Below are 24,207 nucleotides of genomic sequence, written 5' to 3'. Positions count from 1 at the left end.
CCGACTGTGAACTTGGGAACGCACAGTTGGAATTTCCTCGAATTGAAGCGACAACACAACGTTTTTAATTTATCAAGCCAGTCTTTGAGGAGGCTGGTTTTTTGTATTGGATATTAAAAAATTGTATAGAAACTTTACAAATGTGTTGGCGATCGCGGCGGCTAGAAACTGGGTTTCTTTGAGAGACGGATCGAGCGAGCGTGCCAATGAGTATTGACCTATGACTGAGCTGTGGCGGATCTAGTTTTAATAATTGCCAGAATGTGACACTCTTGTGGGGCGGGCATCTTGCCTGCCCCATTTATACAACTTAGATGCGTCGCTGCTTAGAAACTAAATGTCGTTCGGATCGTACCGATAACGACATCTTCGTTATTGGCGTTGTGGTCGGGTGCTGTCAGCCAGATTACTCCAGGAGTAATGGAAATATTATCGCTCACTTGAATTTGGTAAAATCCTTCGATGTGATAGGAGGCATCATCATCGTCGCCACCTAAACCAGCACTAAACAAATCGTTGGATAAAGCACTACTCGCATCAGCGATCGGCTCAATGCCAACAATAATACCTCCCATGTTCCCTTTTTTACCCAGATCTGGAAAACCAAGCGTAACCGCACCGTTAAAGATATCAAGACTGCCACGGTTGATTTGTCCGCTCAGGGTAGAAAGAGTGCGAGTATTGGTGTAGCCAGCCCATCCACCCAGGACAAAATTACGAGCTAGTTGCCAAGAAAATTCTACACCGTAAGAGTTACTGGAAATAGGCAAATCGTTGTCGCCTGCAAATGGCTGATTAGCCGCCAAATACGATCGCAAATTCGCCACTCGGCTACCTGTTCCCAGGTCTGTGTTGTAAGAGTGAACGTAAGTCAAACCGAATTTTAAACCACCGGTCTTAAATACGGCTTGTGCCAGCGCACCATAAGGCCCACCAAACAAACCGTTACCATCACTGGGGTTGTTGACTGATGTGCCTTGATAGCCCAAACTGATTTCAATGTTATTGTTTAGCTGGTGTCTCAGTCCTACACCGGCACCATCCGCAAGATAATAAATCGCGTGGCGCGTGCCAAAACGAGACAACGCACCGCTACCGCCATCTCCATCTAGAACGTTGATAGTATCGGCAAAACTATCAGAGCCGGTAGCATTTGCGCCAATCACAACTTCAGTACGTTTTCCAATCGGGAAAGTGTAGGATAACTCATCCAGGGCGATATTATTATTATCCGATTCCTCAAAAGCGCCCGCAGCGAAGGATAGGTCTCCTTCCGGCGTCAAGGTAGAAGTTGCGGAGAACGCACCCAGATTTCCTGCTTGCAATCGCGTTCTCAACCTATCTTTACCAGTAAAGCTGGTTTCAAAGTTGAGACGTACTCGGTCGCCAAAAATAGGTTGGTTGTCGATGTCGCCGCCAAAAGCATTATCTCCTTTGGCGATACCTGCCACCGCAAAAATGGCTTCTCCAGCCAGTTTGGTAGTGGTAGAAAACTGTTGGGCTTCCAATCTGGCGGTGCGTGTTTCCAGTGCGTCTACACGACCCCGCAGGGTGGTAAGTTCGGCCCGAAATTCTTCTTGCAGACGGCGGATTCTTTCTAAATCCTCTGCGCTGATGTCGGGACGTATTGTACCGATCAATTCTTGAATCCGATTCAAGCAGGAGTTTAACCCGGCAGCAAATTCGTAGCGGGTCATGGCCCGGTTGCCCCGATAAGTGCGATCGGGATATCCTTCAATACATCCGTAGCGCTCTACCAGAGATTGTAAAGCTTGGAATGCCCAGTCTGTCGGTTGCACGTCCCGCAGTTGGGAAACTGATGTTACTTGAGAGAGAGAGTTTTTCGGTTTTTGGTTGTTGTAGCGGTTGATTTGCTCTAGGATACTTGACGCATCAGACTGCACTTCTGGTGTTGTCGATGCTTCTTGTGCTTGGGACGCAGGCATCCCCACTAATGCGATCGCTAATGTTGCGCCCAATACGGCTGGGCTAATTAGCACATAATTACACAAAATTTTCAACATATCGAAATTTTTCACCTCACACCACTTTCAGGTTAGCAGGATCGACCCTTTGTAAACTCTCATTAAGCTCATCCTATCTTCTGTGCAGAGATTTAAAAGGTTTTTTTATGGGTTTTTTCTAGTTTACAAAGACAGTAATTGGGCAAATCAAATGTTTTATGGCCTAAATTTGTATATATAGACTAAATATAGCCTATATACCCTGTTTTTATGACATTTACATTCCTTAAGCCCAGAAAAAGCAAATTCGTACAAGAATGAGTTTTATTCTCGCGTCTAAGTTAGAATTAGATCGGTTCTCATTTTGTACTCGCCAGCATCGCTTCTGGCTTTCCCTTTCAGCACAAAAACCGTGATTTGCCCTAAATTGCAAGGATTGCTAGTAGCCTTGTTGTTGCCAATGTTAGCAACTGCTGGCTGCAACCAATCTAATTCAACCGTTACTCCTGCCCGACAAGGAGAGGAGAGTCAAGTTTCGCCCCCTTCCCTCGTAGGGACGGGGGAAGGAGAAGTAGGTTTGTCCGATCGCAACAGTCTGACAAGCGGGTCTTCCTCTCAGTCGCGACAGATCGAAGTTGTGACGACGTTTTTGCCGATGTATTGGTTTACCAAAGCGGTAGCAGGTAATTTAGTTCGGGTAGAAGTTTTGCTGCCTCCGGGTACTGAGGTGCATGAGTATCAAGCAACACCAAAAGATGTGCAGGCGATCGCACAAGCAGATGTGCTGGTGAAAAACGGCTTGGGCTTGGAAGAATTTCTGGAAAATACGATAAAAAATGCCCAAAATACCGAATTAAAACAGATTGAAGCCAGTAGGGGCATTAAACCTTTACAAGAAATTTCCCCAGTCGTTGAAGTAGCCGACAAAGCCGATCGAGACCACAAACACGAACACGAACACTCTGCGGGCAATCCGCACGTTTGGCTCGATCCGATATTAGCAATCAAACAGGTGGAAAATATTCGCGATGGTTTAATTGCTGCCGATCCTAGAAACAAAGTGACTTATCAGGCAAATGCTGCCGCTTACATTCAGCAATTACAAGCACTCGATCGCGAATTTCAACAGAGTTTGCAGCAATATCCCAACTGCACTTTTGTTACTTTCCACGACGCTTATCCTTATCTGGCACAAAGATATCAGCTTAAACAAGTTGCGGTAGTACAAATTCCGGAAGATCAACTTTCACCTGGGGATATACAAAAGACAATATCAACTGTGAAACAATACAAAGTGAAAGCTTTGTTCGGTGAATCGGGAACAGATAACAAATTGCTAAAAAACCTTTCGCAAGATTTAAAATTAAACCTGAGTGTGTTGGATTCACTGGAATCTGGGCCAGTAGATCCGCAGCATTACTTTACTGCCATGAAAGCCAATCTGCAAACCCTTGAATCTGCTTGCCGATAGACGAAAAATGTTATTAGTTCCAATCGAGCTTGAATTAAGAAGTTAAATTGTATGAATTTAACTTGCAATCGCATAGAATCTGGCAAGTATTTATCTCGATAGACTCAGATTCACAATGAAAATCGATTCTTTTCTGCTTGCGTGCGTCAATAATGAAAAGCTTTAAACAAGAAACAACATTACCCCCGGTTTTAAAGGTAGAAGGCTTAACGGTATACCGGGGTACTTACCCAGCTGTTCGGGATGTTTCATTTGAACTTCTGCCGGGTACGGATACGGCAGTGATTGGCCCAAACGGTTCGGGTAAAAGTACGCTTGTGCAAGCAATGCTAGATTTGATAGCGCCCACTTCTGGGAAAGTAGAAATATTCGGTCGTCCAGTGAAACGGCTAGGACATTTGCGGCACGATATTGGCTACATTCCCCAACATTTTATTTTCGATCGCTCTTTTCCCATTTCTGTAGCTGAATTGGTGGGCTTGGGATGGGATAATGAAAGGCAAAAGCTTTTCCAAGCCGAGTTATGGCAAGGAAAGCAAAAAAGGCAAAAGTATAATTTGGGGATTTTTCCTTTTTCGTTATCTTGGCACAACCCGGAAAAGGAGGAAGCGATCGCACGATCTTTGCAACGTGTGAATGCTTACCACCTACGCAAACAAGCGATCGGCACTTTAAGCGGTGGTGAACTCAAACGAGTATTGCTAGCTTACTGCTTGGTGAGTCCGCGACGGTTGTTAGTGTTGGATGAGGCTTTCGCAGGAGTGGATGTTTCCGGAGAAGCAGATTTTTACGCTTTACTGAACGAACTCAAAAATGAGCAACATTGGACTGTATTACAAGTTTCTCACGATCTAGATATGGTCAACCGTCACTGCGATCGCGTTCTCTGTCTCAACCAAACTTTAGTTTGTTCCGGATCTCCCGACATCATTCTTTCCCCAGAAAACTTGCTAGCAACCTATGGCCCAGCTTTCAGTCGCTATCAACACCGACATTAATTTTAGATTTGAAATTTGAAATTTAATTAAATCTGAAATCTCAAATCTCAAATTTGAAATTCAAGCTGGTTCATCAATCTCCCAATAGACTGAAAAATTCGGCCATCCGCTGAGCTTTTTCAGTGTTGAGGATTTGTCGTTGCAAATGGTTGACATCTACAAGCTCAAGAGCGTGTGGCGGATGACAGGCAAGGTTTTCGGACTCTTTAACAAAATTAGTAAGGAAACTATTCAAGCTTGGGCGAATTGGCATATTAAAGTTACAACTCAAATAAATTTTTAGGTTTTTTGTATTTCAAGGTGTTTGAATAATGATTTTGCTAGACGAACTTGCTCAATATCATCCTAAATTATTCGCTATCACTTCTGGCAGCGACTTGATAGAACTGCTACAGTTTCCTTTTATGCAGCGTGCGATCGCAGGTGGCGTCTTGATGGGATGCTTGGGAGGTTTACTCGGTAGCTTCGTCACCCTGCGACAGTTATCTTTTTTTAGCCATGCAGTCGGTCACTCTGCTTTGGTAGGAATTGTTTTAGGGATACTGCTACAGTTAAACCCCACGTGGATGCTGCTACCCTTCACCGTCGCATTTGGTTTAATCGTACTCTATTTAATCGACCAAACCGATCTAGCCAGCGATAATATTCTCAACGTTGTCTTATCGGGAACTTTGGCGGTTGGCATTATCCTCAGCGGATTGATTCGAGGCTATCGAGGTGGGTTGATGAATGTGTTGTTTGGCGATATTCTGGCGATCGACCTGACGGATATAGTATTAACTGTATTATTATTGCTCGGTGCTGTTATTTATCTTTTATCCACACTCCAGCAGCAAATCCTGTTGACCCTTAATCTATCTGTAGCTAAAGTTCAAGGCATCCCAGTGCAACTGCATCGGTACTTATTTGTTGTACTGCTTTCCCTCACAGTTGCCTTGGCAACTAAAGCTGTAGGCATTCTACTGGTCAATGCCTTTCTTGTCATCCCAGCTTCTGCTGCCAAATTGCTGAGTCACCAATTTAGCCATTTTCTGGCAATCTCCGTAATTTTGGGAGTCCTCAGTAGCATTCTCGGTTTATTTTTGTCCGGTCTTCTCAACTGGGCTTCCGGCCCAAGTATCGTATTAATCCAATTTTTAGTATTTTTAGCCGTTATCGGTTTTCGCAAGCTGAAAATACAGCAAAGCTGAGACTTGCTTTTTGGGTGAGCAATGCCCACCCGACGAATGTTTTAGCATCCACAACCGTGATGGCCGCAACCTTTGCCATCGCTATGACCGTTAGCGCAGGAATCGCTGCAATAGTATTTGCCTTCCTTTTGCACGGCTTCGGAAATAGAGACTACACAGAGGCAAGGTTGGCAAGCGCATTTCATCGTGTTTACCGCAATCATGGTTTTCTCCCGATCGTTGTTTTTTTATTCTAACGTATGAACAGTTATTCAGATATATTTTTATAAATTTTTAACGATCTCACTAAGAGACGTTGTTGAGCCCAGTTAAATCGGGTGTCAGGGTAAGGCTAAAATTATTTCCACAATTTTAGCGATAGGGGCTTGCCAAAACCCAGATAAGTTTGCTAAGTTAGTTAAGCGCTGGAAAAAAAGCATACCCGCCGGGATAGCTCAGTTGGTAGAGCAGAGGACTGAAAATCCTCGTGTCACCGGTTCAAGTCCGGTTCCTGGCACTCCACAAAAAACCTTGAAATTAAACGATTTCAAGGTTTTTTAGCTTTCAGAGGCATAACTGATAAAAGTACAAACTTATGGTTTGAGCGTAAAAATCCGGCATTTTTGATACCTTTACGCCTAAATAGCGTGTGATTTTAGAAGATCGATCGGTTCAGTAAGAAGGAAGGGCTGAATACTCAGAAAAACCACTGCTAAAATATTGACGGACTAGACTTGAGAAGTACTTTTACCTACACACTCATACTTTACTCAGTTAGCGGCGTTAAAATTTTCATCGGCCACCAGCAAAAAAATCGCTGATTGTGAACTCGATCGCCATAACCATCAAAGTAGCAATGACCAGGATAAAGACATTCCTAACCAGTAATGCTAGATTTAGGTTTTAATCAAAATAGCGGTAATCTGGCATACCTGTCGGCTTCCGCTCGCCGCTTTCGCTTTCACTTGCCGTAGGCATATCGTGCAGGGTGCTTTCGTAGGCGATCGGGCGAAATCAGATCTGGGCTTTTTCCCAGATTGCCTCATGACTCACACTTGCAGTTAAGAGACCGACTCTGATGAGCGTGCCTATAGATCTCCAAAAACGGCTTTCTGATGCTCCAGTAAAATCGGAATCCGCTTGGCAAATTAATCCGAGCGGTTGGCAGGAGTTAGGGGCTCAATTGGTATATACCCAAGACGCATCTGGACAATACTTATCTTTTTACTGGCAGGAAGCAGAACGCTATGGCCTGCACCCAGAAGCGATCGCCTTTAGCTCAACGAACGAAGCATTTGGCCCAACAGCAATTGACCCGTATCTGGAGCGTTTGCGGCAGATTCTGGAAACTCTCCTACCCCAGCGTTTCCAGTGTCAGTTCCGCTACAGGGAATATACCTTCCCCTTCGATTTAGTCATCAGCCCAATTTTAATGCCCGATGGCAGCGCTACCAGGGTGCTAGTCATGGGCTATCAAATAGAGCGATCGCAGTCAGCAGTGGTATCTCATAACTCCATTGCGACAGCCCAAACGATAGAAGCAAATCTGGATATACAAGATGAATTAAGCGCTTGTTCTAAAGAGAAATTGTCTACCACATCGCCTGCGGTAGATCAACTATCAAGTTTTAAAAATTACCAAAAACTGCTCAGCAAAATTTCCCGCAATATCCGGCGTACCTTAGATCTCGATACCATTTGGCAGCAAGGGGTAGACGACCTGGGGCAAGGATTGGGTGTGAGTCGGTGCATTATTTGTCCTTACAGCAGTTCGGATCGAGAAGTGAAGGTAGTAGCCGAATATCGGCAAGAATCACTAACTTCGCTGTTGGGGCAAAAACTACAGTTGGACAAACCGTACCTAACCGAAGCGCTCACAAATCTGGAACCGTTAGTGGTAGAACGGGGATCTAGTCCAGAAACTTTACAGCAGTCTATGCTGATTGTGGCGACTTGCTATCAAAACCAACCAAATGGTTTGATCCGGCTCGATCGGGAAAATTGTTTCGGTGACTGGCAGGCTGAAGAAATAGAATTGGTGAGAGAAATAGCCGATCAAGTTGGCACTGCTATCACTCACGCCACCCTATACAAAGAGTTGGAACGAGCTCGTCAGGAAGCAGAAGATGCCTCTCGCCACAAGAGCGAGTTTTTGGCAAATACTTCCCACGAACTCCGCACGCCGTTAAATGGGATGATTGGATTCCTGAAGCTAATTCTGGAAGGTATGACAGACGATCCGGAAGAGCAAATGGAATTCATCCAAGAAGCGTATCGATCGGCTCTACATCTGCTCGGCATTATTAACGATATCTTGGATATTGCCAAGATCGAAGCTGGTAAGATGGAGCTGGAACTAAGCCAAGTAGATTTGGACGAACTGTTCGAGGACGTTGAAGATTTTACCAAAACTCAGGCTTTACAAAAGAATCTTAGCTTCCGCATTCAAAGACCGCCCACAAGAGATAAAATTACCGTTTATGGTAATTACCAACGTCTTTTGCAGGTAATGTTAAATTTAGTTGGCAATGCGATTAAATTTACCCACGAGGGTGGGGTTCTCATTACAGCGGAAGTTGTGCGAAAGAAGGTGGTTGTTCAGAACCAGGAACTTCCTGGAATGGTGAAAGTCCGCGTCATAGATACCGGCATCGGCGTATCTTTAGAAAAGCAAGATAGGCTGTTCCAGTCTTTCAGTCAAGTAGACGGTTCGCGCACCCGCAAATACGGCGGTACTGGTTTGGGATTAACAATTTCCCAAAAACTCATAGAAGCTATGAAAGGTGTGGTGAATTTCTACAGTATGGGTGAGGGACTCGGATCGACGGTAACTTTCACGGTGCCTCTTTATCAAGATGTCGTCATGGGTTCGGAACATCCAACCGATGCGGATGCTTTGATTTAGGGAAGAGGCAGAGGGAGAGGGAAGAGGGAAAGGAAAGAAAATTTCAGATTTTAGATTTCAAATTTCCAATTTTGATAAATCTGAAATCTGAAATCTGAAATTTGAAATCTCCCGCTCCCCCACTTCCCTAACCCATTTTTTATTTTGACTTTTAACTTTTAACTTTTGACTTTTTGTCAATTCCCTATCGTCGGCGTTGTTGCAGTTGGCGATAAACCGCTTTGAGATCAACTTGATGATGAGCCAAAGCTACAAGAGTGTGGTAAAATAGGTCGGCAACTTCAGCTGCGATCGCTTCTTTATCGTCATCCTTGCAAGCCATCACTACTTCAGCAGCTTCTTCGCCAATCTTCTTTAAAATCTTGTTATCGCCGCCAGCTAGCAACTTGCAGGTATAAGAACTTTCTGTAGGATTGTCCCGGCGCGAACAAATGACATCAAATACTTGAGACAAAGTATCAGCCGGTGGCGCTTGCTTTTGTCCATCCACGCGATGAAAACAACTGCGCTCACCTGTGTGGCAGGCAATATCTCCAACCTGTTCAACACCAATGAGTAAGGCATCGCTATCGCAGTCGTAGCGGAGACTTTTGACATTTTGAACGTGACCGGACGTTTCGCCCTTTGGCCACAATTCGGCACGCGATCGACTCCAAAACCAAGTTCTTCCAGTAGCGAGAGTTTTTTGCAGCGACTCCCGATTCATCCAAGCCATCATTAACACCGTACCATCCAGATAATCCTGGACAATAGCCGGAACCAATCCGCGCTCATCGTAGCGGATATTATCGATCGGGATAGATTGACTAAGAGAAGTAGGCTCAGCCGCAGGCATAAATTAAGTTAAAGCTTTAGCTCACTCGATCACGATATCATGCTTTGTCCTAGAGAGCTTTAAATCACTTAACTTACAGCCATAGAGTTAAAACTAGCCGCCTGAGTTCTCACCGCACACCAAGCAATCTCATGCGCCTTAGATTCTGTGCCGTACCAGTGCAGCGCACAATTATACGCAGCTCGGTATAATTCTTGAGCGGGCTCTGAAAGACGAGAGCGCACATCGACAGGCAAATCTTGATTCGTTTTGTATAACATCGCGGTTATGGGTGCTATATAGGATAATTTATGAGCTTACTAAGCTTGAACAATGGTTTCCACTATCTCAAGATAGACCTTTAAGCATTTCACCAAGATAAGACTCAAGTAAGGAGCAGATAACTTTGGTCACTACCTCATTTAAAACCACCAAGTCAGAAGAAATTTTTGCAGCAGCCCAAAAGCTAATGCCAGGGGGTGTCAGTTCACCCGTGCGAGCCTTCAAATCCGTGGGGGGACAACCGATAGTTTTCGATCGCGTCAAAGGCGCTTATATTTGGGATGTCGATGACAACCAGTACATCGACTACGTTGGTACTTGGGGGCCGGCCATCTGCGGTCACGCTCATCCCGAAGTCATCGAGGCGCTGCACAAAGCTTTAGAGAAAGGCACTAGCTTCGGCGCACCCTCCTATCTGGAAAACGTCCTCGCCGAAATGGTCATCGACGCCGTTCCCAGCATTGAAATGGTGCGCTTTGTCAATTCCGGCACTGAAGCTTGCATGGCCGTTTTGCGCCTGATGCGAGCCTTCACCGGACGGGATAAAATTATCAAGTTTGAAGGTTGCTACCACGGCCACGCCGATATGTTTTTGGTCAAAGCCGGCTCTGGTGTCGCCACCCTTGGCTTACCCGACTCTCCCGGCGTACCCAAATCGGCTACACAGAACACTCTCACGGCTCCCTTCAACGATTTAGAAGCTGTGAAAGCTTTATTTGAGGAAAACCCAGACCAGATTGCCGGTGTCATTTTGGAACCTGTGGTAGGCAATGCGGGATTTATTCCTCCGGATGGCGGTTTTCTGGAAGGTTTGCGCGTACTTACCAAAGAAAACGGCGCTTTGCTCATATTTGATGAAGTCATGACCGGTTTTCGGATTGCCTACGGCGGGGCCCAAGAAAAATTCGGCATCACTCCCGATTTGACAACTCTGGGTAAAATTATCGGCGGTGGTTTGCCTGTAGGAGCTTATGGCGGACGCAGAGATATTATGTCAATGGTGGCACCATCCGGGCCGATGTATCAGGCGGGGACGCTTTCCGGGAATCCTCTGGCGATGACTGCGGGGATCAAGACACTGGAATTGCTCCAAAAATCGGGGACATACGAATATCTCGATCGCATTACCAAAAAGCTAGCCGATGGATTGTTGCAAATTGCCAAAGAAAAAGGTCATGCAGTTTGCGGCGGTAATATCAGCGGGATGTTCGGTTTGTTCTTTACCTCTGGTCCCGTCCACAATTACGAGGATGCCAAAAAATCTGACTTGGCGAAGTTCAGCCGCTTCCATCGCGGTATGTTAGAACGCGGTATTTACCTGGCACCTTCGCAGTTTGAAGCTGGTTTTACTTCTGTCGCTCATACAGAAGAAGATATCGATCGCACTTTGCAAGCCGCAGCGGAAGTAATCTCCAGTCTGTGATTTCAGATTCTCGCAATTGAGTTTTGTGTTGGGGACTTAGGATAGGGCATAAACTGCAAATTTTCAATGCAGATTTGAGATTAAATTTAATCTCAAATCTAAAATTTAAAATCTGAAATTGTCCTCTCCCCAGTCCCTAGTGTAAATAACCATCCCATCCAAAAAATCAGCTTGTTTGTCCCCTCGATTCTTCTTGCAATTTTCAGATATTTTTACGCTCTATTTTTTGTGCCAAATCATAATAGAGCAAGCTATTTTGGCGAGCGGCTGAACTCTTACTCGAAGATGGCTGCTTGGGAACTGATGGCTGTCGCCAGAGGACAAAAGGAATAGTAAGTACGCCCAATATCATGACAATCCCTGCTGTTAACCAAACCATTAAACGACTTGGCTGATAATCGCTGTTCTCAATTTGTCGAAAAATTTGATTGTAACGCCATAAAGAAAAGCCGATGAGAACAATGCCGAGAATTGCTAAACCTAAGCCGAGGTTTTGAGAGTTAATAGCAGAATGGCTGTCGATATTATGTCCTGTGACAGCAGATTCTAGCTGGCGCAGAAATAAACCAAAGCGAGCAATTGCAAATCCAAATCCAATCAGTGCGATCGAGGTTCGCAACCAAGCCAAAAATGTTCGTTCGTTGGCTTGATGCTCTCTTAGGCGGTCAAAATTTGGCGTTTTGTTCATCGCTATTTAAGAGTGGGCAATACCCACCCTACTTAGCTGACTTAGCTAACGATAATTCGTAAATTGCAAGGCAACTGGAAAATCTGACTGCTTTAGGCGTTGAATAACAGTTTGCAATTCATCTTTGGATTTAGCAGAAACCCTCACAGCATCTCCTTGAATCGCTCCTTGAACCTTTTTAAATTCATCGCGAATCAACTTGGTAATTTGTTTGGCGATGTCCTGGTCAATACCTTTTTTGAGTTTGATTTCTTGACGAACGCGATTGCCGCTGGCCGATTCAACTTTGCCGTAATCAAATATTTTGAGAGAGAGATTGCGTTTGGCAGCTTTCTGTTGCAGAATTGTGTGAATCGAGTTTAAAGTAAACTCGCTGTCGGTATTAATCGTAATCGATTCTTTGCCCAATTCCACAGTTGTTTTTGTGTCTTTGAGGTCGTAGCGGCTTTGAATTTCCCGATCGGTTTGGTCTACAGCATTGACCAATTCTTGATAGTCAAAGTCGCTCACAATGTCAAATGAATATGTAGAAGCCATAGAAAATCTGTGAAAAGCTGAAGAGATGAAAAGGTAATCGAGTACTTGAAAATTTTAGACCGCCGAGATGAGATTGAGGCACAATCTAAAATTTAAAATCTAAAATCTAAAATTCTAGATTACCCATTACCCGCTAACTAATTTATACTAGCTTGCAGCAGGCTTTGGACGAATAAAGTAGCGATGCAAACGGAGCCAGTGGCGAACATCAGCGATCGCGCTAGAGGGATGTTCAAAATATAAAAAACCGAGTGCAGCAACCTCGCCACTAGAAATGCGATCGCAGCGCCTACTCCCACAGATGAATTGACACCAGTTGCGTAAGCCATCAGCGCTGCGGCTGCAAACAGCATAAACGCTTCAAAAGCATTTTGATGCGCCCACGTAGCTCTCTGAGCGTAGGGAGGCAGTTTATCGACGATCGCTCTGGGAGTTGCCAGGGCTTCTTTGCCCAACTGCAAGCGAGTGTAAGCTACCACCACAAAAGGCACGTAAATCAGAAAAGCTGCTATAGCTATACAGTAAAGAAAAATGTCAGACATCGGTATTTGCGATCGCATCATTAGCCTTTATTTCATTCGTTCTCATGCCTGCCAAATCAATCAGAAAGATTGGCAACTTACTTGTCAAATCCGAAATTTGGCTCGCACAGAGAACGGCAAACTTGCCCAACATACTAATCAAAGTAAAACAGAGTCACTAATTTTCGTTGTTCTTCTGCATCTTTACAAGTTTGCAGCAGCGTGCGGCTGTCATGAAAAGCAAAGCAAATCAGCTGCTGGCATCTAGACACAATTTCCTGATTGCATAGGGCGCTAGCTTCACCTAAAGACAGATGATCGTTTTCTGGCTTTTCTACCAAGTGCATCACCTGTTCGAGTTGCTGGCGCGATTCTAGCGGCTGGCGCTCCAGACTTTGGGGTAAGATCACCGTTAACAGTTTGGGATCGGCCCGCATTGCGCCTCTAATGGCAGCCGCATTAGTACCCGTAGCACCGGAGGTAATCAGGCTATTGCCGGATAATACCAAGGCATAGCTCATCATTTCAATCAGGTGCTGATGGGTAATGGGAACGTGGCGAGATCCTAACAGGGCAATGCGCTTGGAACCCGTTTGCTGGATTGTCGCCAGTTCTTGGACTAATTCATCAACTTTAGGTATCTCTATCGATTGACTCAAGGACGGTTTGACGTTGAACAACCTTGATATTTTAACAGAATGGGTTAGGGTAGCGTTACAGCAGGCTCCAGTCCGAGTTTGGATATGAGACGATCGACATCAAAGTGTTCTTTCATTAACTGACGGACGCACTGCACTTTAATCGGTTCTTGCAGGCGCACTTGACCGAAAGCGCGATTAATGATTTCTACAGTGGTGAGGGTATCCAGGTCAACCGACAAAATCGGAATTTCGAGGTCTTCAGCGCGATTGAGAATAAAATCGGACGGAGGGACGTGTCCGGTTAAAATCAAACACTGAGTAGAAGTTTCCAAGGCTGCGAGCTGGATATCCTGACGATCGCCACCAGTCACCACTGCCATATTCCTACCCTTGCGGAAGTACTTCAGCGCCGAGTTGACATTCATCGCACCGATAGTTAAGCTTTCCACCATCAGATCCAATCGATCGGGTCGGCAAATTACCTCTGCGTGTAATTGGTGTACCAGTTCTCTGACGCTGACGCTGCGTAGCAAAGCACTCCGAGGCAAAATTCCCATAACTGCAATATCCCGCTGTTCCAGAAATGGCTTAATCTCTGTTTCTACTGCTTCGAGTTGCTCGCTGGGAACATCATTGAGGATAGCCCCGACCAAGCGATCGCCCAACCGCCGCTTCGCTGACAATATCTTGTGTATCGATAGCACCGATTCCAAGCGCGTCACCAACAGAATACCCGCATCCACCACCTCTGCCACTTCCAGCAAGGACATTTCAAATAAAGTGCCCTCTTCCAGAGTTCCTGGCCCTTCTAGCAAAACTAGCTTTCCTGCCTGCACCTGGAGATATTTGAGCAACTCTGAGCGATAATCCACTGTATCTTCACCTTTGAGGCGTTTTTCGATGCTGGCTGTATCGAGAAATAATAGGGTTTTCAGCAATCGGTTCGGCGGCAAGTTGAGATTGTGGGCTAAAAACTTAACATCCTCATCCATGCCATCAGTGCGATCGTCGCTCCAACAGGTTCCCAGCGGCTTACCGTAGGCAATATCCAGTTTTTTTTCTTGTAGCTGATGAGCAAGTCCCAAAAGTACCGCTGACTTGCCGCTATAAGCCTCGGTCGATCCTATCAGCAGATATTTAACAGATTTCGGCACACCCTCACTCCTAATTTTGAGCTGTGTATCCTCCAAACGCCGTTTCTATTCATCCAAACGCAGCAGCTTGCGGTAAAATCCTTTGGAAAAATCGATTGAGCGAGAGGTCTTAAAATTCATTATGACTTCTATTAGAAAGTTAACAAATTCATTATTAGCCAGGGTAAGTTCATAACTCATTTCTGCATTGCCATCAAACTGTAACCGACAACGGGTAAGGTCTGATGGTAGCGCCGCCACATTCCAGGTGGCAACAAAGGGGATGCTCTCTCCGCCTTCTATTTTGCGTTTTCCCTCCAGAACCCCTTTTTCATAGAGGCTTATGGCTTGGGGTAACAAAGTGCGCTTGTTACCTTGGTAGTAGGGCATATAGACATTGACTCGCCGGGGGTCAGCAGGTTGGAGCTGTTCGATATTTGCACTCATAATCTTCCTTTTTTTGGCCTCTAGATTCAGACTAATGCCCAAATGCTGGGGCGGCAATATTTAAGCCCGTCCCAGCATTCACTGTCCGTAGTATTCCCAAAATGTCTATTCCATCATCTCTCTCTCTTGAAGGCAGACGCAATGTTAGTAGCCTGATTTTACAAAGGCAGCGAGTGAGGAAACAATTGACACTATCGATCGATTAACTGGGGGTAGGGGTTAGGGAAGAGGGAAGAGGGAAGAGGGAAGAGGGAAGAGGGAAAGAAAAGAGAGAAAAATACTTACTCCCCCGCTCCCCCGCTCCCCCACTCCCCCGCTCCCCTGCTCCCCTGCTCCCCCGCTCCCCTGCTCCCCAACTTATGACCCAAGAGGAGAGCGGCTTTGAGGCTCTCCCTTCTGTCGTATGCCTGCGTTGGACGCCCGATTTTGCCTCAATCCAGCTTTTAGGGCTCACACCAATTACAATTTCCAGAAAAATCCTACTCGACAAATTGTCAAATCGATAGAAACGGCGACTGAGTACTTCAACAAGGTCAGGTACAATAAGGCAGCATAAGCTTTTATTGAAGCTGGAGGCAATGGCACCACAAATCCCCGCTCTCAGGCGGTAAATACTGTTTTGCCAGATCTGCTAACGACAAGCTCCTGCTACCTTGGTACCAGTTTGCCTAAACAGGTATTCCGATTAAGGCTAGATTTTACGAACTCGATCGCGAATCGGAACAGGTGGATACAATCCCGCCTTCTGTCATGGCAATCTAAAAGGATGTCAAGGCTGCACGGTTTGGTGTTACCCGATACCCAGCTTCTGCAAAGGTGCAGACAAATACTGGTGGTTGAATCAGCTAACCTATGCCAGCGAATTCCTGGCCCGAAAACAATTCCTACAACGAGCTTGATGAAATCGGCTCGCTTTTATCTGACGTTCCTCCCACTTTTGAGGAGGAAACTCAGACACCCGATCGCAGGTTTTATGCGGGACGCAGGCGCAAAGCCGCATTGTTGCTGACAATTGTTTGGAGTGGCACGATCGCCCTACATCTATTCTCGTGGGGCATTTGGTTGGTGCTGTTCTTGACAACCCTGATGGGTATTCACGCCATCCGCGTTTTGCTAGCTCGTCCCCGTGCTTTACCTGCGCCTTTGTCTGAGGAAAATCAGGATTCTTGGCCTTTTGTTTCCTTGCTGGTGGCGGCTAAAAATGAAGAAGCCGTCATTGCTAGTTTGGTCAAGAATATGTGCGATCTCGACTATCCAAGAGACTTGTACGAGCTGTGGGTAATTGACGATCGCAGTACTGACAAAACGCCGATATTGCTCAAACAGTTAGCCCAGGAATACGATCGACTCAAGGTATTTCGGCGACCTGCTGATGCTGGCGGCGGTAAATCGGGTGCTTTGAATCAAGTGCTACCCCTGACTCGCGGCGAAATTATCGCTGTGTTTGATGCGGATGCAAAGGTATCTGCTGATATGTTGCGGCGGGTAGTACCTGTGTTTGAACAACCGCAAGTGGGTGCAGTGCAGGTGCAAAAAGCGATCGCTAACCCCGATGTCAATTTCTGGACTCGCGGTCAAGTCGCTGAAATGGCTTTGGATAGCTTTTTTCAGCAGCAGCGCATTGCGATCGGCGGCATTGGCGAATTGCGAGGTAACGGTCAATTTATCCGTCGTTCTGCCTTAGAACGCTGTGGTGGTTTTAATGAGGAAACTATCACAGATGACCTGGATCTCACCATCCGCTTGCACCTCGATCGATGGGATATTGACTTTCTCATTGACCCTCCCGTTCGAGAAGAAGGCGTCACCACCGCCTTAGCCCTTTGGCATCAGCGCAATCGCTGGGCAGAAGGAGGTTATCAACGCTATCTGGACTATTGGCGTCCGATTCTGAGAAACCGTATGGGTACTCGGAAAACCTGGGATATGTTCATGTTTTGGATTACTCAGTATTTTCTTCCCACGGCGGTATTACCTGACTTTTTGATGTCTGTTTTTCGTACCAGTTTGCCCGTTTTCAGTCCCATTACCGGACTGATGCTCACGATGTCGCTAATCGCGATGTTTGGAGGTTTGCGGCGCACCCGTAAAGACGAAAAACTGACTTTTTCTACCGCATTCTTTACTTTGCTGCAAACTCTGCGCGGCAATTTGTATATGCTGCACTGGGTAGTTGTGATGTCTAGCGCAACTGCGCGGATGTCGGTACGTCCAAAGCGGCTAAAATGGGTTAAAACCGTGCATCAAGGCACTGCTGAAGAATTGCCAATTACAAATTAAGAATTAAAAATGGGGCAATCCCATTTTTTAATTCTTAATTTTCAAAATTCTTCCCCATCTTCTTCAATTTCTTCTGTGTCTAAGTACTCGTTTGCTTTGACATCACTTATATTTAATCTTGATATTTCTTGCTTACTTGAAAACAGGATTTGTTGGAGATCCTCGGTTAGTTGAATAATTTCCCCTTCAAAAAAATTGGCAAGTCTCTGGGCTCCATTAAGAACCGCCTTACTATCATTATCTATCTCTATACTTTCTAGATTTTTGTCCGAAATCTGCGGACTCGATTTTGGCTTGTTCGGATAAGACGAACCTACCCCTGTCCCTTGCGCGGAGGAGGGCGAGACTTTACTTTCCTCTCCTTGTAGGGGAAGAGTAGGAGGAGAAGTTAACCGAACAGTATTTGAATCTGGCTTAGTTTGGGACGGAAAATTCGGTTTGGGAGTGTCTGTATTTTCTTGGGGTTGAATGGAAGGTCGATCGTCAATTTTTATGGGTGAAAAGTTGTTGGGAGGTTCGGTAAATGTGGGAGAAGATGCTAAATTTTGATTGGGCAGCGCTGATGTGTTGATTTGATTAAATTGCGTCTGCTCTTTAATGCTATCTTGCCGCTGGTTTCGGCGAGAAAACTTTTTTTCAGTTGCCTGAGTAGGCAGAAAATTTACTTTTATTTTATCTTTGAATGCTTTTGAAAAAGCTTCTTTTACTTGGGGCAAAGTTCCTTTAATCATATCTGAAATATGAAGAGATTTTTGTTTAATGCCAATCATCGCTTCTCCATCTTTAAAAGATACTAAGTAGCAATGATCTCTCAACATCGGTTTAGTACCTGATAGTGCATTTTTAATTACTTGTTGCCATATTTCCTCCAAATTAGATGAATTTTCTGCAATTTTACTTACATCATCTTGTTGAAAATTGGCGTGACTGGGTTTGGCTTCAATAGGCGCATCGGGAACTTGTTCTGCAACAGGAATAACCTCTTGTTTATGGAATTGAGGATTTTCGGTTTGAATTGGTGGATTTGGCGAAGTAGGTTCCGATATTTCTACTTTTTTTGTTACTCGATCGGGCGATGGCGTATTATTTACATTGGGCGTAATTGCAGGATTAGTCAGCGGTTTAGCAGTTGGTTGAGTGCTAATTGTCGATGCGATCGCAGATGGCAACAAGGCCAATAATGTTACCTCTAACCACAAGCGCGGCTGGGTTGTATTTTTTATTTGAACTTCGCTGTCTTTAAGTTGCTTTTGCCCAAATAAAATCTGGTTGATTTCCAAACCTTGAAATTCGCACAGCGCTTGCCATGTAGGTGCTGTGACGGCGACTAAATCCGAACGGTTAGGTGCAGTTTTCGCAATTAGTAAATCGCGATAAAAAGAAGCTAAATTTTGCAAGACAATTAAAGGTTCTCGACCTCTATCCATGAGGCGACGAGTTATGTCTATTACAGATGTGCTATCGTTGGTGGCGATCGCTTCGATCAAACTCATCAAATCTTTCTCCGGAACTGCGCCTACCAAATCCCAAACCTTCTCAACTGTTACCTCTCCGGATAACAAGCTGAGTTGATCTAATGTACTTTCGGCATCTCTCAATCCGCCTTGGGCAATTTGGGCAACGAGAACGATCGCATCATCGGTAATATCGATATTTTCTTTATTGGCAATATGACGCAGATGCTTCACCATCGCCTCCAGCGGAATGCGCCGAAAATCAAAACGCTGACAGCGAGAAATAATAGTTGGCAAGACTCTTTGAGGGTCGGTTGTTGCCAAGACAAAGACTACGCGATCGGGTGGTTCTTCTAAAGTTTTTAGCAAAGCATTGAATGCCGCTGCACTGAGCATATGACATTCATCAATGATGTAAACTTTGTGACGGCACTGTACGGGTGCAAATTGAGCTTTTTCGATTAATTCTCTAATGTTGTCAACGCCTGTATTGCTAGCAGCATCGATTTCAATTACATCTAAAGTTGAGCCTTTGGCAATTCCCTGACAAACGTCGCATTTACCGCAAGGTTGAGGTGTGGGATCTTTGTAAGAAAGACAGTTAAGCGATTTAGCTAAAATTCTAGCACTGGAAGTTTTGCCGGTGCCTCTGGGGCCGGTGAACAAGTAAGCTGGTGCTATCCGTTTTTGTTGGATGGCGTTAGTCAGGGTGGTGGCGATCGCATCTTGACCCACCAGATCGGCAAAACTAGAAGGGCGATACTTGTGATGTAAGGGTTCGTAGGTCATAAAAATTAAGATATTTTAAGGAGAACGACATCAAGGCGATAAAATCCGATCGTGGGTCATCACTGCCTTGGAAAAAGGATTTAATAAACTTGATACAAATTACCATGCAGTATTTTTCGCGCCATCGCCACCACATTACTAATTTGGTTCTGGGGGTATCGATCACCCTGCAACTCCCGATCGTCAATACCAGCGTCGCAGTTAATGCACAACTAGCACCCACTTGTCAAGGACAAACGCCAAATCAATCCCCACAACAAAAAACAAATTTCTTGGCATTTGGTGGTGGCCCAGCGCCGGAAGCGAACGAAATCGCGATCGAAAAGAACATTCTATACTTTCAGCGCACTTTGAGCGCAATGGGTTACAACCCAGCTGAAGCGTTCACTTTTTTTGCCAACGGCGATGACCGACAGGCGACAGTTCGCTATCTCGACTCTGGTGGACAGCAGCAGTTCAAAGTGCCACAGATTCCCAATCTTGACGGTGCATCTACTATGGCCAACTTGCAGCGTTCGCTTCAGGATCTCAGTGGCAACCCCAAATCTATTTTCTTCTACTTCACAGGACATGGCATCCCCAATCCCGAAGATATAGATAACAACGCTTTCCTGCTGTGGAATAAGGAATTGCTGACAGTGCAGCAATTTGCTGGTATGCTCGATCGCCTTCCTCAGCAGACATCTGTAGTGATGATGATGAGTCAGTGCTTTTCCGGCTCATTCGCTAATTTTATCTACGAAGGCGGCGACCCCAAACGTCCAGTCGCACTGCAAACTCGTTGCGGCTTTTTCGCCACCGTCAAAACCAGACCTTCCGTTGGTTGTACTCCAGCAGTCAACGAAGCGGACTATAAAGATTATAGTTCTAGCTTTTTTGCAGGCTTGAGCGGGCGCAACCGTATCGGTCAGTCAGTCGCGTCAGCTGACTATAACAAAGATGGACGGATTTCTTATGCGGAAGCCCACGCTTTTGCCAAAGTAGACGAACGCAGTACGGATTGGCCGATTTCTACATCAGAGGCTTGGCTGCAAAGTCAGGCTGACAAACTGACTCAGCAGACAATCTTGAGTAAACCGATCGCGGAAGTTCTCCAAACCGCTCGCCCGGAACAAAGTTACGCAGTTAATGCGATCGCTAAAATATTTAATTTCAATATCCAGAAGTCTTTTCTGGCAAACATACAAGCAGTCGAGCGCAGTCAGATCGCTAGTGAAGAACAAAAAGCTTATGTCATCCGTCTGGGGATGGAACTAACGAATATTGGTATGGAACAGGAGATCCGTAGTTCGCAAAACAGCAAAGCGATCGCCACCCTTGATAAATTAATCAAATGCGAAAGTAGTTCTTGGCAGCAACTGCAAACAGGACAACAGTAATGGGGCGAAACAAGATCGGTATCGGTAACTGATGCCTTTTGAGCAATACTAAGCTCAAGTTTGATAAATTTTTACGGATTGACAGAGGTTGGCGCAGAATTAGAGATGCGATTGGGTAGTAAAAGTTGCGATCGAGCTACGAAGCCTCTTCAACTTGGTTCGATAAAATCTGGGAAAAAGGTAACGCGGGGATGGGAAAGATGAAAGGGCGATTTTGGCGATATGCCTACAGTACGCTAAGGCGAATGCTACGAAGGTGGTATCGCCGTCTTTTTGGCATCCGCAAACAACCCCAACCTCCAAAACCGATAAAGCAAACGGAAAATACACCCCTAACTGATGCAGACTACGAGTATTTTTTCATGCAGCTCTTAGAAGGGGTTGAGCATGGCTGGCGTCAGGAGCAAGTTGTGAGAGTTTTTGAGGCGCTAGCGGAACGTACCGATGTGGAAGTGTGGATCGCGTGGCTGCGCGGCTTTGGCGATCGACTCTTGGCATCCCAATCCCCAAATCGTCAGCTAGCCACTCGGATGGTGCATTTGGGCGATGTAGGGTGCGGGGAATTTGGCGACATTGCCAAGGAAATCGGTATAAAGTTACTCGCACGCACTCCGCAATCATACCAAGATAATAACTCGTTTCTCGATCCGGGCGATCCGCAAGAGGCACAAGCATGGTTCTATCAAGGCATTCAGCTATTTAATAATGGTGATTATCAAGCAGCGATCGTCAGTTATGACAAGGCGCTGGCTATTCTACCGGAAGCCCACGAAGTCTGGTATAACCGCGCTAATGCTCTGTTTAAATTAGGACGCACTTACGATGCGATCGCCAGCTACGATAAAGCTTTGCAATACAAACAAGATAAATCTGACGCCTGGAATAACCGTGGCAACGCTCTGTTTAAAATAGGACGCAGCGAAGAAGCGATCTACTCCTACGATAAAGCTTTGGAAATTCAACCAAATTATCAACAAGCCTGGTACAACCGAGGTGTGGCTTTGGGCCACGTAGGACGTCTGGAAGATGCGATCGCCTCTTACGATAAAGCTGTAGCAATTGAACCGAAAGATGACCAAGCCTGGTTTAATCGCGGTTTGGTACTGGGGAACTTAGGACGCTTAGAAGATGCGATCGCTAGCTGGGACAAAGCTTTGGCATTGCAACCCGATCGCTACGAAGCTTGGTATAACCGCAGTGTAGCTCTCAGTAATTTGGGCCGCAGCGAAGAAGCGATCGATAGCTGGAACAAAGCTCAAGCTCTCAAACCAGAATAAAAAAGTCAAAAGTCAAAAGTCAAAAGTCAAAAGTCAAAAGTCAAAAGTCAAAAGTCAAAAGTCAAAAGTCAAAAGTCACTCATTAAGAATTTCTTCCTGCCCCCCTGCTCCCCAGCCCCCCTGCTCCCCTGCCCCCCTGCTCCCCAGCCCCCAGCCCCCCTGCTCCCTATCCCCTACTCCCTCGTGCCCAGATTTTCGTAAAATCAAGATCGAAGCCACGCAGAGGGGTGTCACAGATGCTTGGGCAGATTTGGCAAAATATCGGCAACAAGCTGTTCGGAAAGCTACTAAGATGGTTTTGGCGTTGGTTTGGATCGGGTTTCTGGTCGGGGAGAAAGGCTCCAAAAGTGCAAGCTGCGCCGATCGCAGTTTACAAAAAAGTAGAACTCCTTAAACCCTTAGAAGATGCAGATTACGAATTTCTGTTTATGCAGCTGCTCGAAGGTGTAGCGCACGGGTGGCAACAGACGCGGGTTTTGCATTTTTTAGGTTCATTAAAAAATCGTACCACTGAAACGGAATGGCTAGGGTGGTTGCGTCGCTTCGGGAAAAGATTGTTGGCGACAACGACACCGAATTATCCATTCGCAAGGGAGATGATTCTTTTAGGCGAAATTGGCTGCGGGAAATTAGGAGAAGTTGCACGGGAAATTGGCAATCAGCTTTTGGCACGAGAGCAAAATAAACAAGTACTCCGATTTGCCAACGAAGATATTTATGTTTTCAAAGAAGACAGGGGGGCAATAGAAACTCGATCCACAGAATCGATCGCTATCAATGAATCGTTGGTCAAGTTGTCAGAAGACTCCAGTTTAGTCAAGCAACTTGCTAAGTTATTGCAAATTGAGTCAGCCGATACCCAAGCGATTGTTGAGACAGCGATCGATCGAGGTAGTGCGATTGAAGTTACTACAAAAGAAGCCGAAAAATGGTTTAGTCTTGCCAATCAGCAATATAGCGATCGCGATATTTTAGGAGCTATTATCAGCTATGACAAAGCTGTATCGCTCAACCCAAATTACCATGACGCCTGGTTTAACCGGGGTATAGCGCTAAAGGATTTAGGTCGCTATGAAGAAGCTATATTAAGTTACGATCGAGCGTTGGATATTCAGCCAAACTCTCACGAAAATTGGATGAATAGGGGCGCTGCACTGAGAAGTTTGGGTCGCTTGGAAGAAGCGATCGTCAGTTACGAACAAGCTTTACAATTAAATCCCGATCAATATCAATCCTGGTACAATAGGGGAATTGCCTTACTTAATTTAGGTCGAATTGAAGAAGCGATATTTTCATACGATCGAGCTATAGAAATTAAACCTAATTTTCACCAAGCTTGGAATAACAGAGGTAACGCACTATTAAATTTAGAAAGATTTGAAGAAGCTTTATTCAGCTATGACAAAGCTTTAGAAATCAAACCCGATAAGGCAGAATCATGGAACAATAGGGGTACGGCACTGTTTAACTTAGGCCGTTTTGATGAGGCAATATTAAGTTATGAAAAGGCTTTGTCAATTCAACCTGATTTTCAGGAAGCTAGGCAAAATATAAATGATACTAAGAAAAAATATGGATGAATTGAGCGAACTAGGGATAGTAACGCTCGCCCAAATGCTTTTTGTATTTAGCTATACAATCTAACTTAACATTCCGATCGTCCATAAGTGATAATTGGGGTCAGGTATGCAACTGACGGCTGTGATAAGCAGTGATTCTGAAGAAATCAGTAAAAACTATATGGCTTATTTGTCTCGCCGATAGTTCATAAGCCTAATAATCGCAGCCGTTTTTGTAACGAAACTTACAAGATGAGGCAAACAGAGGTACGAACCGAGCGGAACAAAGTCAGCCTTACGGAAGAAGTAAGTAGCAATAACATTCTGTAAACTGCTTAGCAGTAGAGAAAAAAATCTAATTTCTATCAATGCTTTAAAGTTAAGGGGCAAATGAACCTACTCCAAGAGCATTTCTCTATTCCTTTGTGTTGGATATGGCAACAAAATTTTGATAATTAATTGCTCGCACAAAAAGC

General features: G+C 45.2%; 22 protein-coding genes and 1 tRNA gene. 10 read left to right on the top strand and 13 right to left on the bottom strand.

The window, feature by feature from the left end; translation table 11 throughout:
- Window positions 1–326: 326 nt before the first annotated feature.
- On the bottom strand, window positions 327–2,024 hold the full coding sequence (locus ACE1CD_RS33085; protein WP_374827458.1) for an iron uptake porin: 1,698 nt from the start codon (window positions 2,022–2,024) through the stop codon (window positions 327–329).
- Window positions 2,025–2,376: 352 nt separating this feature from the next.
- Here ACE1CD_RS33085 and ACE1CD_RS33080 point away from each other — a divergent pair, with 352 nt between their 5' ends.
- Together ACE1CD_RS33080 and ACE1CD_RS33075 are read left to right on the top strand one after the other, a co-directional pair.
- Window positions 2,377–3,435 (top strand): metal ABC transporter substrate-binding protein, encoded by a 1,059-nt coding sequence (locus tag ACE1CD_RS33080; RefSeq protein WP_374827457.1) that lies wholly within the window; start codon window positions 2,377–2,379, stop codon window positions 3,433–3,435.
- Between the two features lie 152 nt (window positions 3,436–3,587).
- The gene (locus tag ACE1CD_RS33075) at window positions 3,588–4,433 is read left to right on the top strand and encodes a metal ABC transporter ATP-binding protein (protein WP_374827456.1); all 846 of its coding nucleotides are present in this window, start codon (window positions 3,588–3,590) and stop codon (window positions 4,431–4,433) included.
- A gap of 73 nt (window positions 4,434–4,506) precedes the next feature.
- Here the strand turns inward: ACE1CD_RS33075 and ACE1CD_RS33070 are convergent, their stop codons facing one another.
- Complete coding sequence (locus tag ACE1CD_RS33070) at window positions 4,507–4,686, bottom strand: hypothetical protein (RefSeq protein ID WP_374827455.1); 180 nt, start codon at window positions 4,684–4,686, stop codon at window positions 4,507–4,509.
- Window positions 4,687–4,744: 58 nt separating this feature from the next.
- Between ACE1CD_RS33070 and ACE1CD_RS33065 the strand changes: the two genes are divergently transcribed.
- Window positions 4,745–5,623 (top strand): metal ABC transporter permease, encoded by an 879-nt coding sequence (locus tag ACE1CD_RS33065; protein WP_374827454.1) that lies wholly within the window; start codon window positions 4,745–4,747, stop codon window positions 5,621–5,623.
- 41 nt (window positions 5,624–5,664) lie between these two features.
- Here ACE1CD_RS33065 and ACE1CD_RS33060 read toward each other — a convergent pair whose 3' ends face one another.
- Window positions 5,665–5,826, bottom strand: coding sequence for a metallothionein (locus ACE1CD_RS33060; protein WP_374827453.1), 162 nt, complete (start codon window positions 5,824–5,826; stop codon window positions 5,665–5,667).
- Window positions 5,827–6,046: 220 nt separating this feature from the next.
- Between ACE1CD_RS33060 and ACE1CD_RS33055 the strand changes: the two genes are divergently transcribed.
- A tRNA-Phe gene (locus ACE1CD_RS33055) sits at window positions 6,047–6,119 on the top strand.
- A gap of 561 nt (window positions 6,120–6,680) precedes the next feature.
- A complete protein-coding gene (locus tag ACE1CD_RS33050) occupies window positions 6,681–8,507 on the top strand; it encodes a sensor histidine kinase (protein ID WP_374827452.1) in 1,827 nt (608 codons plus the stop codon).
- A 184-nt stretch (window positions 8,508–8,691) separates the two neighbouring features.
- Here ACE1CD_RS33050 and hisIE read toward each other — a convergent pair whose 3' ends face one another.
- Window positions 8,692–9,342 (bottom strand): bifunctional phosphoribosyl-AMP cyclohydrolase/phosphoribosyl-ATP diphosphatase HisIE, encoded by a 651-nt coding sequence (gene hisIE, locus ACE1CD_RS33045; protein WP_374827451.1) that lies wholly within the window; start codon window positions 9,340–9,342, stop codon window positions 8,692–8,694.
- Between the two features lie 68 nt (window positions 9,343–9,410).
- Window positions 9,411–9,602, bottom strand: coding sequence for a ChaB family protein (locus tag ACE1CD_RS33040; protein WP_374799137.1), 192 nt, complete (start codon window positions 9,600–9,602; stop codon window positions 9,411–9,413).
- Window positions 9,603–9,727: 125 nt separating this feature from the next.
- Between ACE1CD_RS33040 and hemL the strand changes: the two genes are divergently transcribed.
- The gene (gene hemL, locus ACE1CD_RS33035) at window positions 9,728–11,026 is read left to right on the top strand and encodes a glutamate-1-semialdehyde 2,1-aminomutase (RefSeq protein WP_374827450.1); all 1,299 of its coding nucleotides are present in this window, start codon (window positions 9,728–9,730) and stop codon (window positions 11,024–11,026) included.
- Window positions 11,027–11,228: 202 nt separating this feature from the next.
- Here hemL and ACE1CD_RS33030 read toward each other — a convergent pair whose 3' ends face one another.
- The 7 genes from ACE1CD_RS33030 to ebsA all read right to left on the bottom strand — a co-directional run bounded on the left by ACE1CD_RS33030 (window position 11,229) and on the right by ebsA (window position 14,993).
- Complete coding sequence (locus ACE1CD_RS33030) at window positions 11,229–11,714, bottom strand: YidH family protein (protein ID WP_374799133.1); 486 nt, start codon at window positions 11,712–11,714, stop codon at window positions 11,229–11,231.
- 45 nt (window positions 11,715–11,759) lie between these two features.
- Window positions 11,760–12,251 carry a YajQ family cyclic di-GMP-binding protein gene (locus ACE1CD_RS33025; RefSeq protein ID WP_374799132.1) on the bottom strand — a complete coding sequence of 164 codons (492 nt, stop codon included), beginning with the start codon at window positions 12,249–12,251 and terminating at the stop codon, window positions 11,760–11,762.
- Window positions 12,252–12,388: 137 nt separating this feature from the next.
- On the bottom strand, window positions 12,389–12,793 hold the full coding sequence (locus ACE1CD_RS33020; protein ID WP_374799131.1) for an MAPEG family protein: 405 nt from the start codon (window positions 12,791–12,793) through the stop codon (window positions 12,389–12,391).
- On the bottom strand, window positions 12,786–12,935 hold the full coding sequence (locus ACE1CD_RS33015; protein ID WP_374827449.1) for a hypothetical protein: 150 nt from the start codon (window positions 12,933–12,935) through the stop codon (window positions 12,786–12,788). The genes ACE1CD_RS33020 and ACE1CD_RS33015 overlap by 8 nt, the downstream gene beginning before the upstream one ends.
- On the bottom strand, window positions 12,928–13,431 hold the full coding sequence (locus ACE1CD_RS33010) for a DNA recombination-mediator protein A (protein WP_190471019.1): 504 nt from the start codon (window positions 13,429–13,431) through the stop codon (window positions 12,928–12,930). Before ACE1CD_RS33010 ends, ACE1CD_RS33015 begins: the two co-directional genes overlap by 8 nt.
- Window positions 13,432–13,475: 44 nt before the next feature.
- Window positions 13,476–14,567 (bottom strand): phosphotransacetylase family protein, encoded by a 1,092-nt coding sequence (locus ACE1CD_RS33005; protein WP_374799127.1) that lies wholly within the window; start codon window positions 14,565–14,567, stop codon window positions 13,476–13,478.
- 45 nt (window positions 14,568–14,612) lie between these two features.
- Window positions 14,613–14,993 carry a type IV pilus biogenesis protein EbsA gene (gene ebsA / locus ACE1CD_RS33000; protein WP_374799125.1) on the bottom strand — a complete coding sequence of 127 codons (381 nt, stop codon included), beginning with the start codon at window positions 14,991–14,993 and terminating at the stop codon, window positions 14,613–14,615.
- An 852-nt stretch (window positions 14,994–15,845) separates the two neighbouring features.
- Between ebsA and ACE1CD_RS32995 the strand changes: the two genes are divergently transcribed.
- Window positions 15,846–17,273 (top strand): glycosyltransferase, encoded by a 1,428-nt coding sequence (locus ACE1CD_RS32995; protein WP_374827448.1) that lies wholly within the window; start codon window positions 15,846–15,848, stop codon window positions 17,271–17,273.
- Between the two features lie 41 nt (window positions 17,274–17,314).
- On the opposite strand, the gene ACE1CD_RS32990 is transcribed toward ACE1CD_RS32995, so the two are convergent.
- Window positions 17,315–19,516, bottom strand: coding sequence for a DNA polymerase III subunit gamma/tau (locus tag ACE1CD_RS32990; protein ID WP_374827446.1), 2,202 nt, complete (start codon window positions 19,514–19,516; stop codon window positions 17,315–17,317).
- Window positions 19,517–19,620: 104 nt separating this feature from the next.
- Here ACE1CD_RS32990 and ACE1CD_RS32985 point away from each other — a divergent pair, with 104 nt between their 5' ends.
- From ACE1CD_RS32985 to ACE1CD_RS32975, 3 genes are all read left to right on the top strand, one after another.
- Window positions 19,621–20,895, top strand: coding sequence for a hypothetical protein (locus ACE1CD_RS32985; protein WP_374827444.1), 1,275 nt, complete (start codon window positions 19,621–19,623; stop codon window positions 20,893–20,895).
- Window positions 20,896–21,095: 200 nt separating this feature from the next.
- Window positions 21,096–22,172: a tetratricopeptide repeat protein gene (locus ACE1CD_RS32980; protein WP_374799117.1), complete on the top strand. Its 1,077-nt coding sequence runs from the start codon at window positions 21,096–21,098 to the stop codon at window positions 22,170–22,172.
- A gap of 236 nt (window positions 22,173–22,408) precedes the next feature.
- The gene (locus ACE1CD_RS32975) at window positions 22,409–23,752 is read left to right on the top strand and encodes a tetratricopeptide repeat protein (RefSeq protein ID WP_374827443.1); all 1,344 of its coding nucleotides are present in this window, start codon (window positions 22,409–22,411) and stop codon (window positions 23,750–23,752) included.
- Window positions 23,753–24,207 lie beyond the last annotated feature (455 nt).

Origin of the sequence: Aerosakkonema sp. BLCC-F183, assembly GCF_041929145.1 — a bacterium.
Lineage (GTDB): Bacteria > Cyanobacteriota > Cyanobacteriia > Cyanobacteriales > Aerosakkonemataceae > Aerosakkonema.
The sequence above is the reverse complement of the archived record's forward strand: the minus strand, read 5'-3'. Positions and strand labels throughout refer to the sequence as shown.

What these genes read in the sequence shown, in the direction of transcription:
- ACE1CD_RS33085 (WP_374827458.1), bottom strand. Translation starts at nt 2,024, where the DNA reads ATGTTGAAAATTTTGTGTAATTATGTGCTAATTAGCCCAGCCGTATTG.
- ACE1CD_RS33075 (WP_374827456.1), top strand. Translation starts at nt 3,588, where the DNA reads ATGAAAAGCTTTAAACAAGAAACAACATTACCCCCGGTTTTAAAGGTA.
- ACE1CD_RS33070 (WP_374827455.1), bottom strand. Translation starts at nt 4,686, where the DNA reads ATGCCAATTCGCCCAAGCTTGAATAGTTTCCTTACTAATTTTGTTAAA.
- ACE1CD_RS33065 (WP_374827454.1), top strand. Translation starts at nt 4,745, where the DNA reads ATGATTTTGCTAGACGAACTTGCTCAATATCATCCTAAATTATTCGCT.
- ACE1CD_RS33060 (WP_374827453.1), bottom strand. Translation starts at nt 5,826, where the DNA reads ATGATTGCGGTAAACACGATGAAATGCGCTTGCCAACCTTGCCTCTGT.
- ACE1CD_RS33050 (WP_374827452.1), top strand. Translation starts at nt 6,681, where the DNA reads ATGAGCGTGCCTATAGATCTCCAAAAACGGCTTTCTGATGCTCCAGTA.
- hisIE (WP_374827451.1), bottom strand. Translation starts at nt 9,342, where the DNA reads ATGCCTGCGGCTGAGCCTACTTCTCTTAGTCAATCTATCCCGATCGAT.
- ACE1CD_RS33040 (WP_374799137.1), bottom strand. Translation starts at nt 9,602, where the DNA reads ATGTTATACAAAACGAATCAAGATTTGCCTGTCGATGTGCGCTCTCGT.
- ACE1CD_RS33030 (WP_374799133.1), bottom strand. Translation starts at nt 11,714, where the DNA reads ATGAACAAAACGCCAAATTTTGACCGCCTAAGAGAGCATCAAGCCAAC.
- ACE1CD_RS33025 (WP_374799132.1), bottom strand. Translation starts at nt 12,251, where the DNA reads ATGGCTTCTACATATTCATTTGACATTGTGAGCGACTTTGACTATCAA.
- ACE1CD_RS33020 (WP_374799131.1), bottom strand. Translation starts at nt 12,793, where the DNA reads ATGTCTGACATTTTTCTTTACTGTATAGCTATAGCAGCTTTTCTGATT.
- ebsA (WP_374799125.1), bottom strand. Translation starts at nt 14,993, where the DNA reads ATGAGTGCAAATATCGAACAGCTCCAACCTGCTGACCCCCGGCGAGTC.
- ACE1CD_RS32995 (WP_374827448.1), top strand. Translation starts at nt 15,846, where the DNA reads ATGCCAGCGAATTCCTGGCCCGAAAACAATTCCTACAACGAGCTTGAT.
- ACE1CD_RS32990 (WP_374827446.1), bottom strand. Translation starts at nt 19,516, where the DNA reads ATGACCTACGAACCCTTACATCACAAGTATCGCCCTTCTAGTTTTGCC.
- ACE1CD_RS32985 (WP_374827444.1), top strand. Translation starts at nt 19,621, where the DNA reads ATGCAGTATTTTTCGCGCCATCGCCACCACATTACTAATTTGGTTCTG.
- ACE1CD_RS32980 (WP_374799117.1), top strand. Translation starts at nt 21,096, where the DNA reads ATGAAAGGGCGATTTTGGCGATATGCCTACAGTACGCTAAGGCGAATG.
- ACE1CD_RS32975 (WP_374827443.1), top strand. Translation starts at nt 22,409, where the DNA reads ATGCTTGGGCAGATTTGGCAAAATATCGGCAACAAGCTGTTCGGAAAG.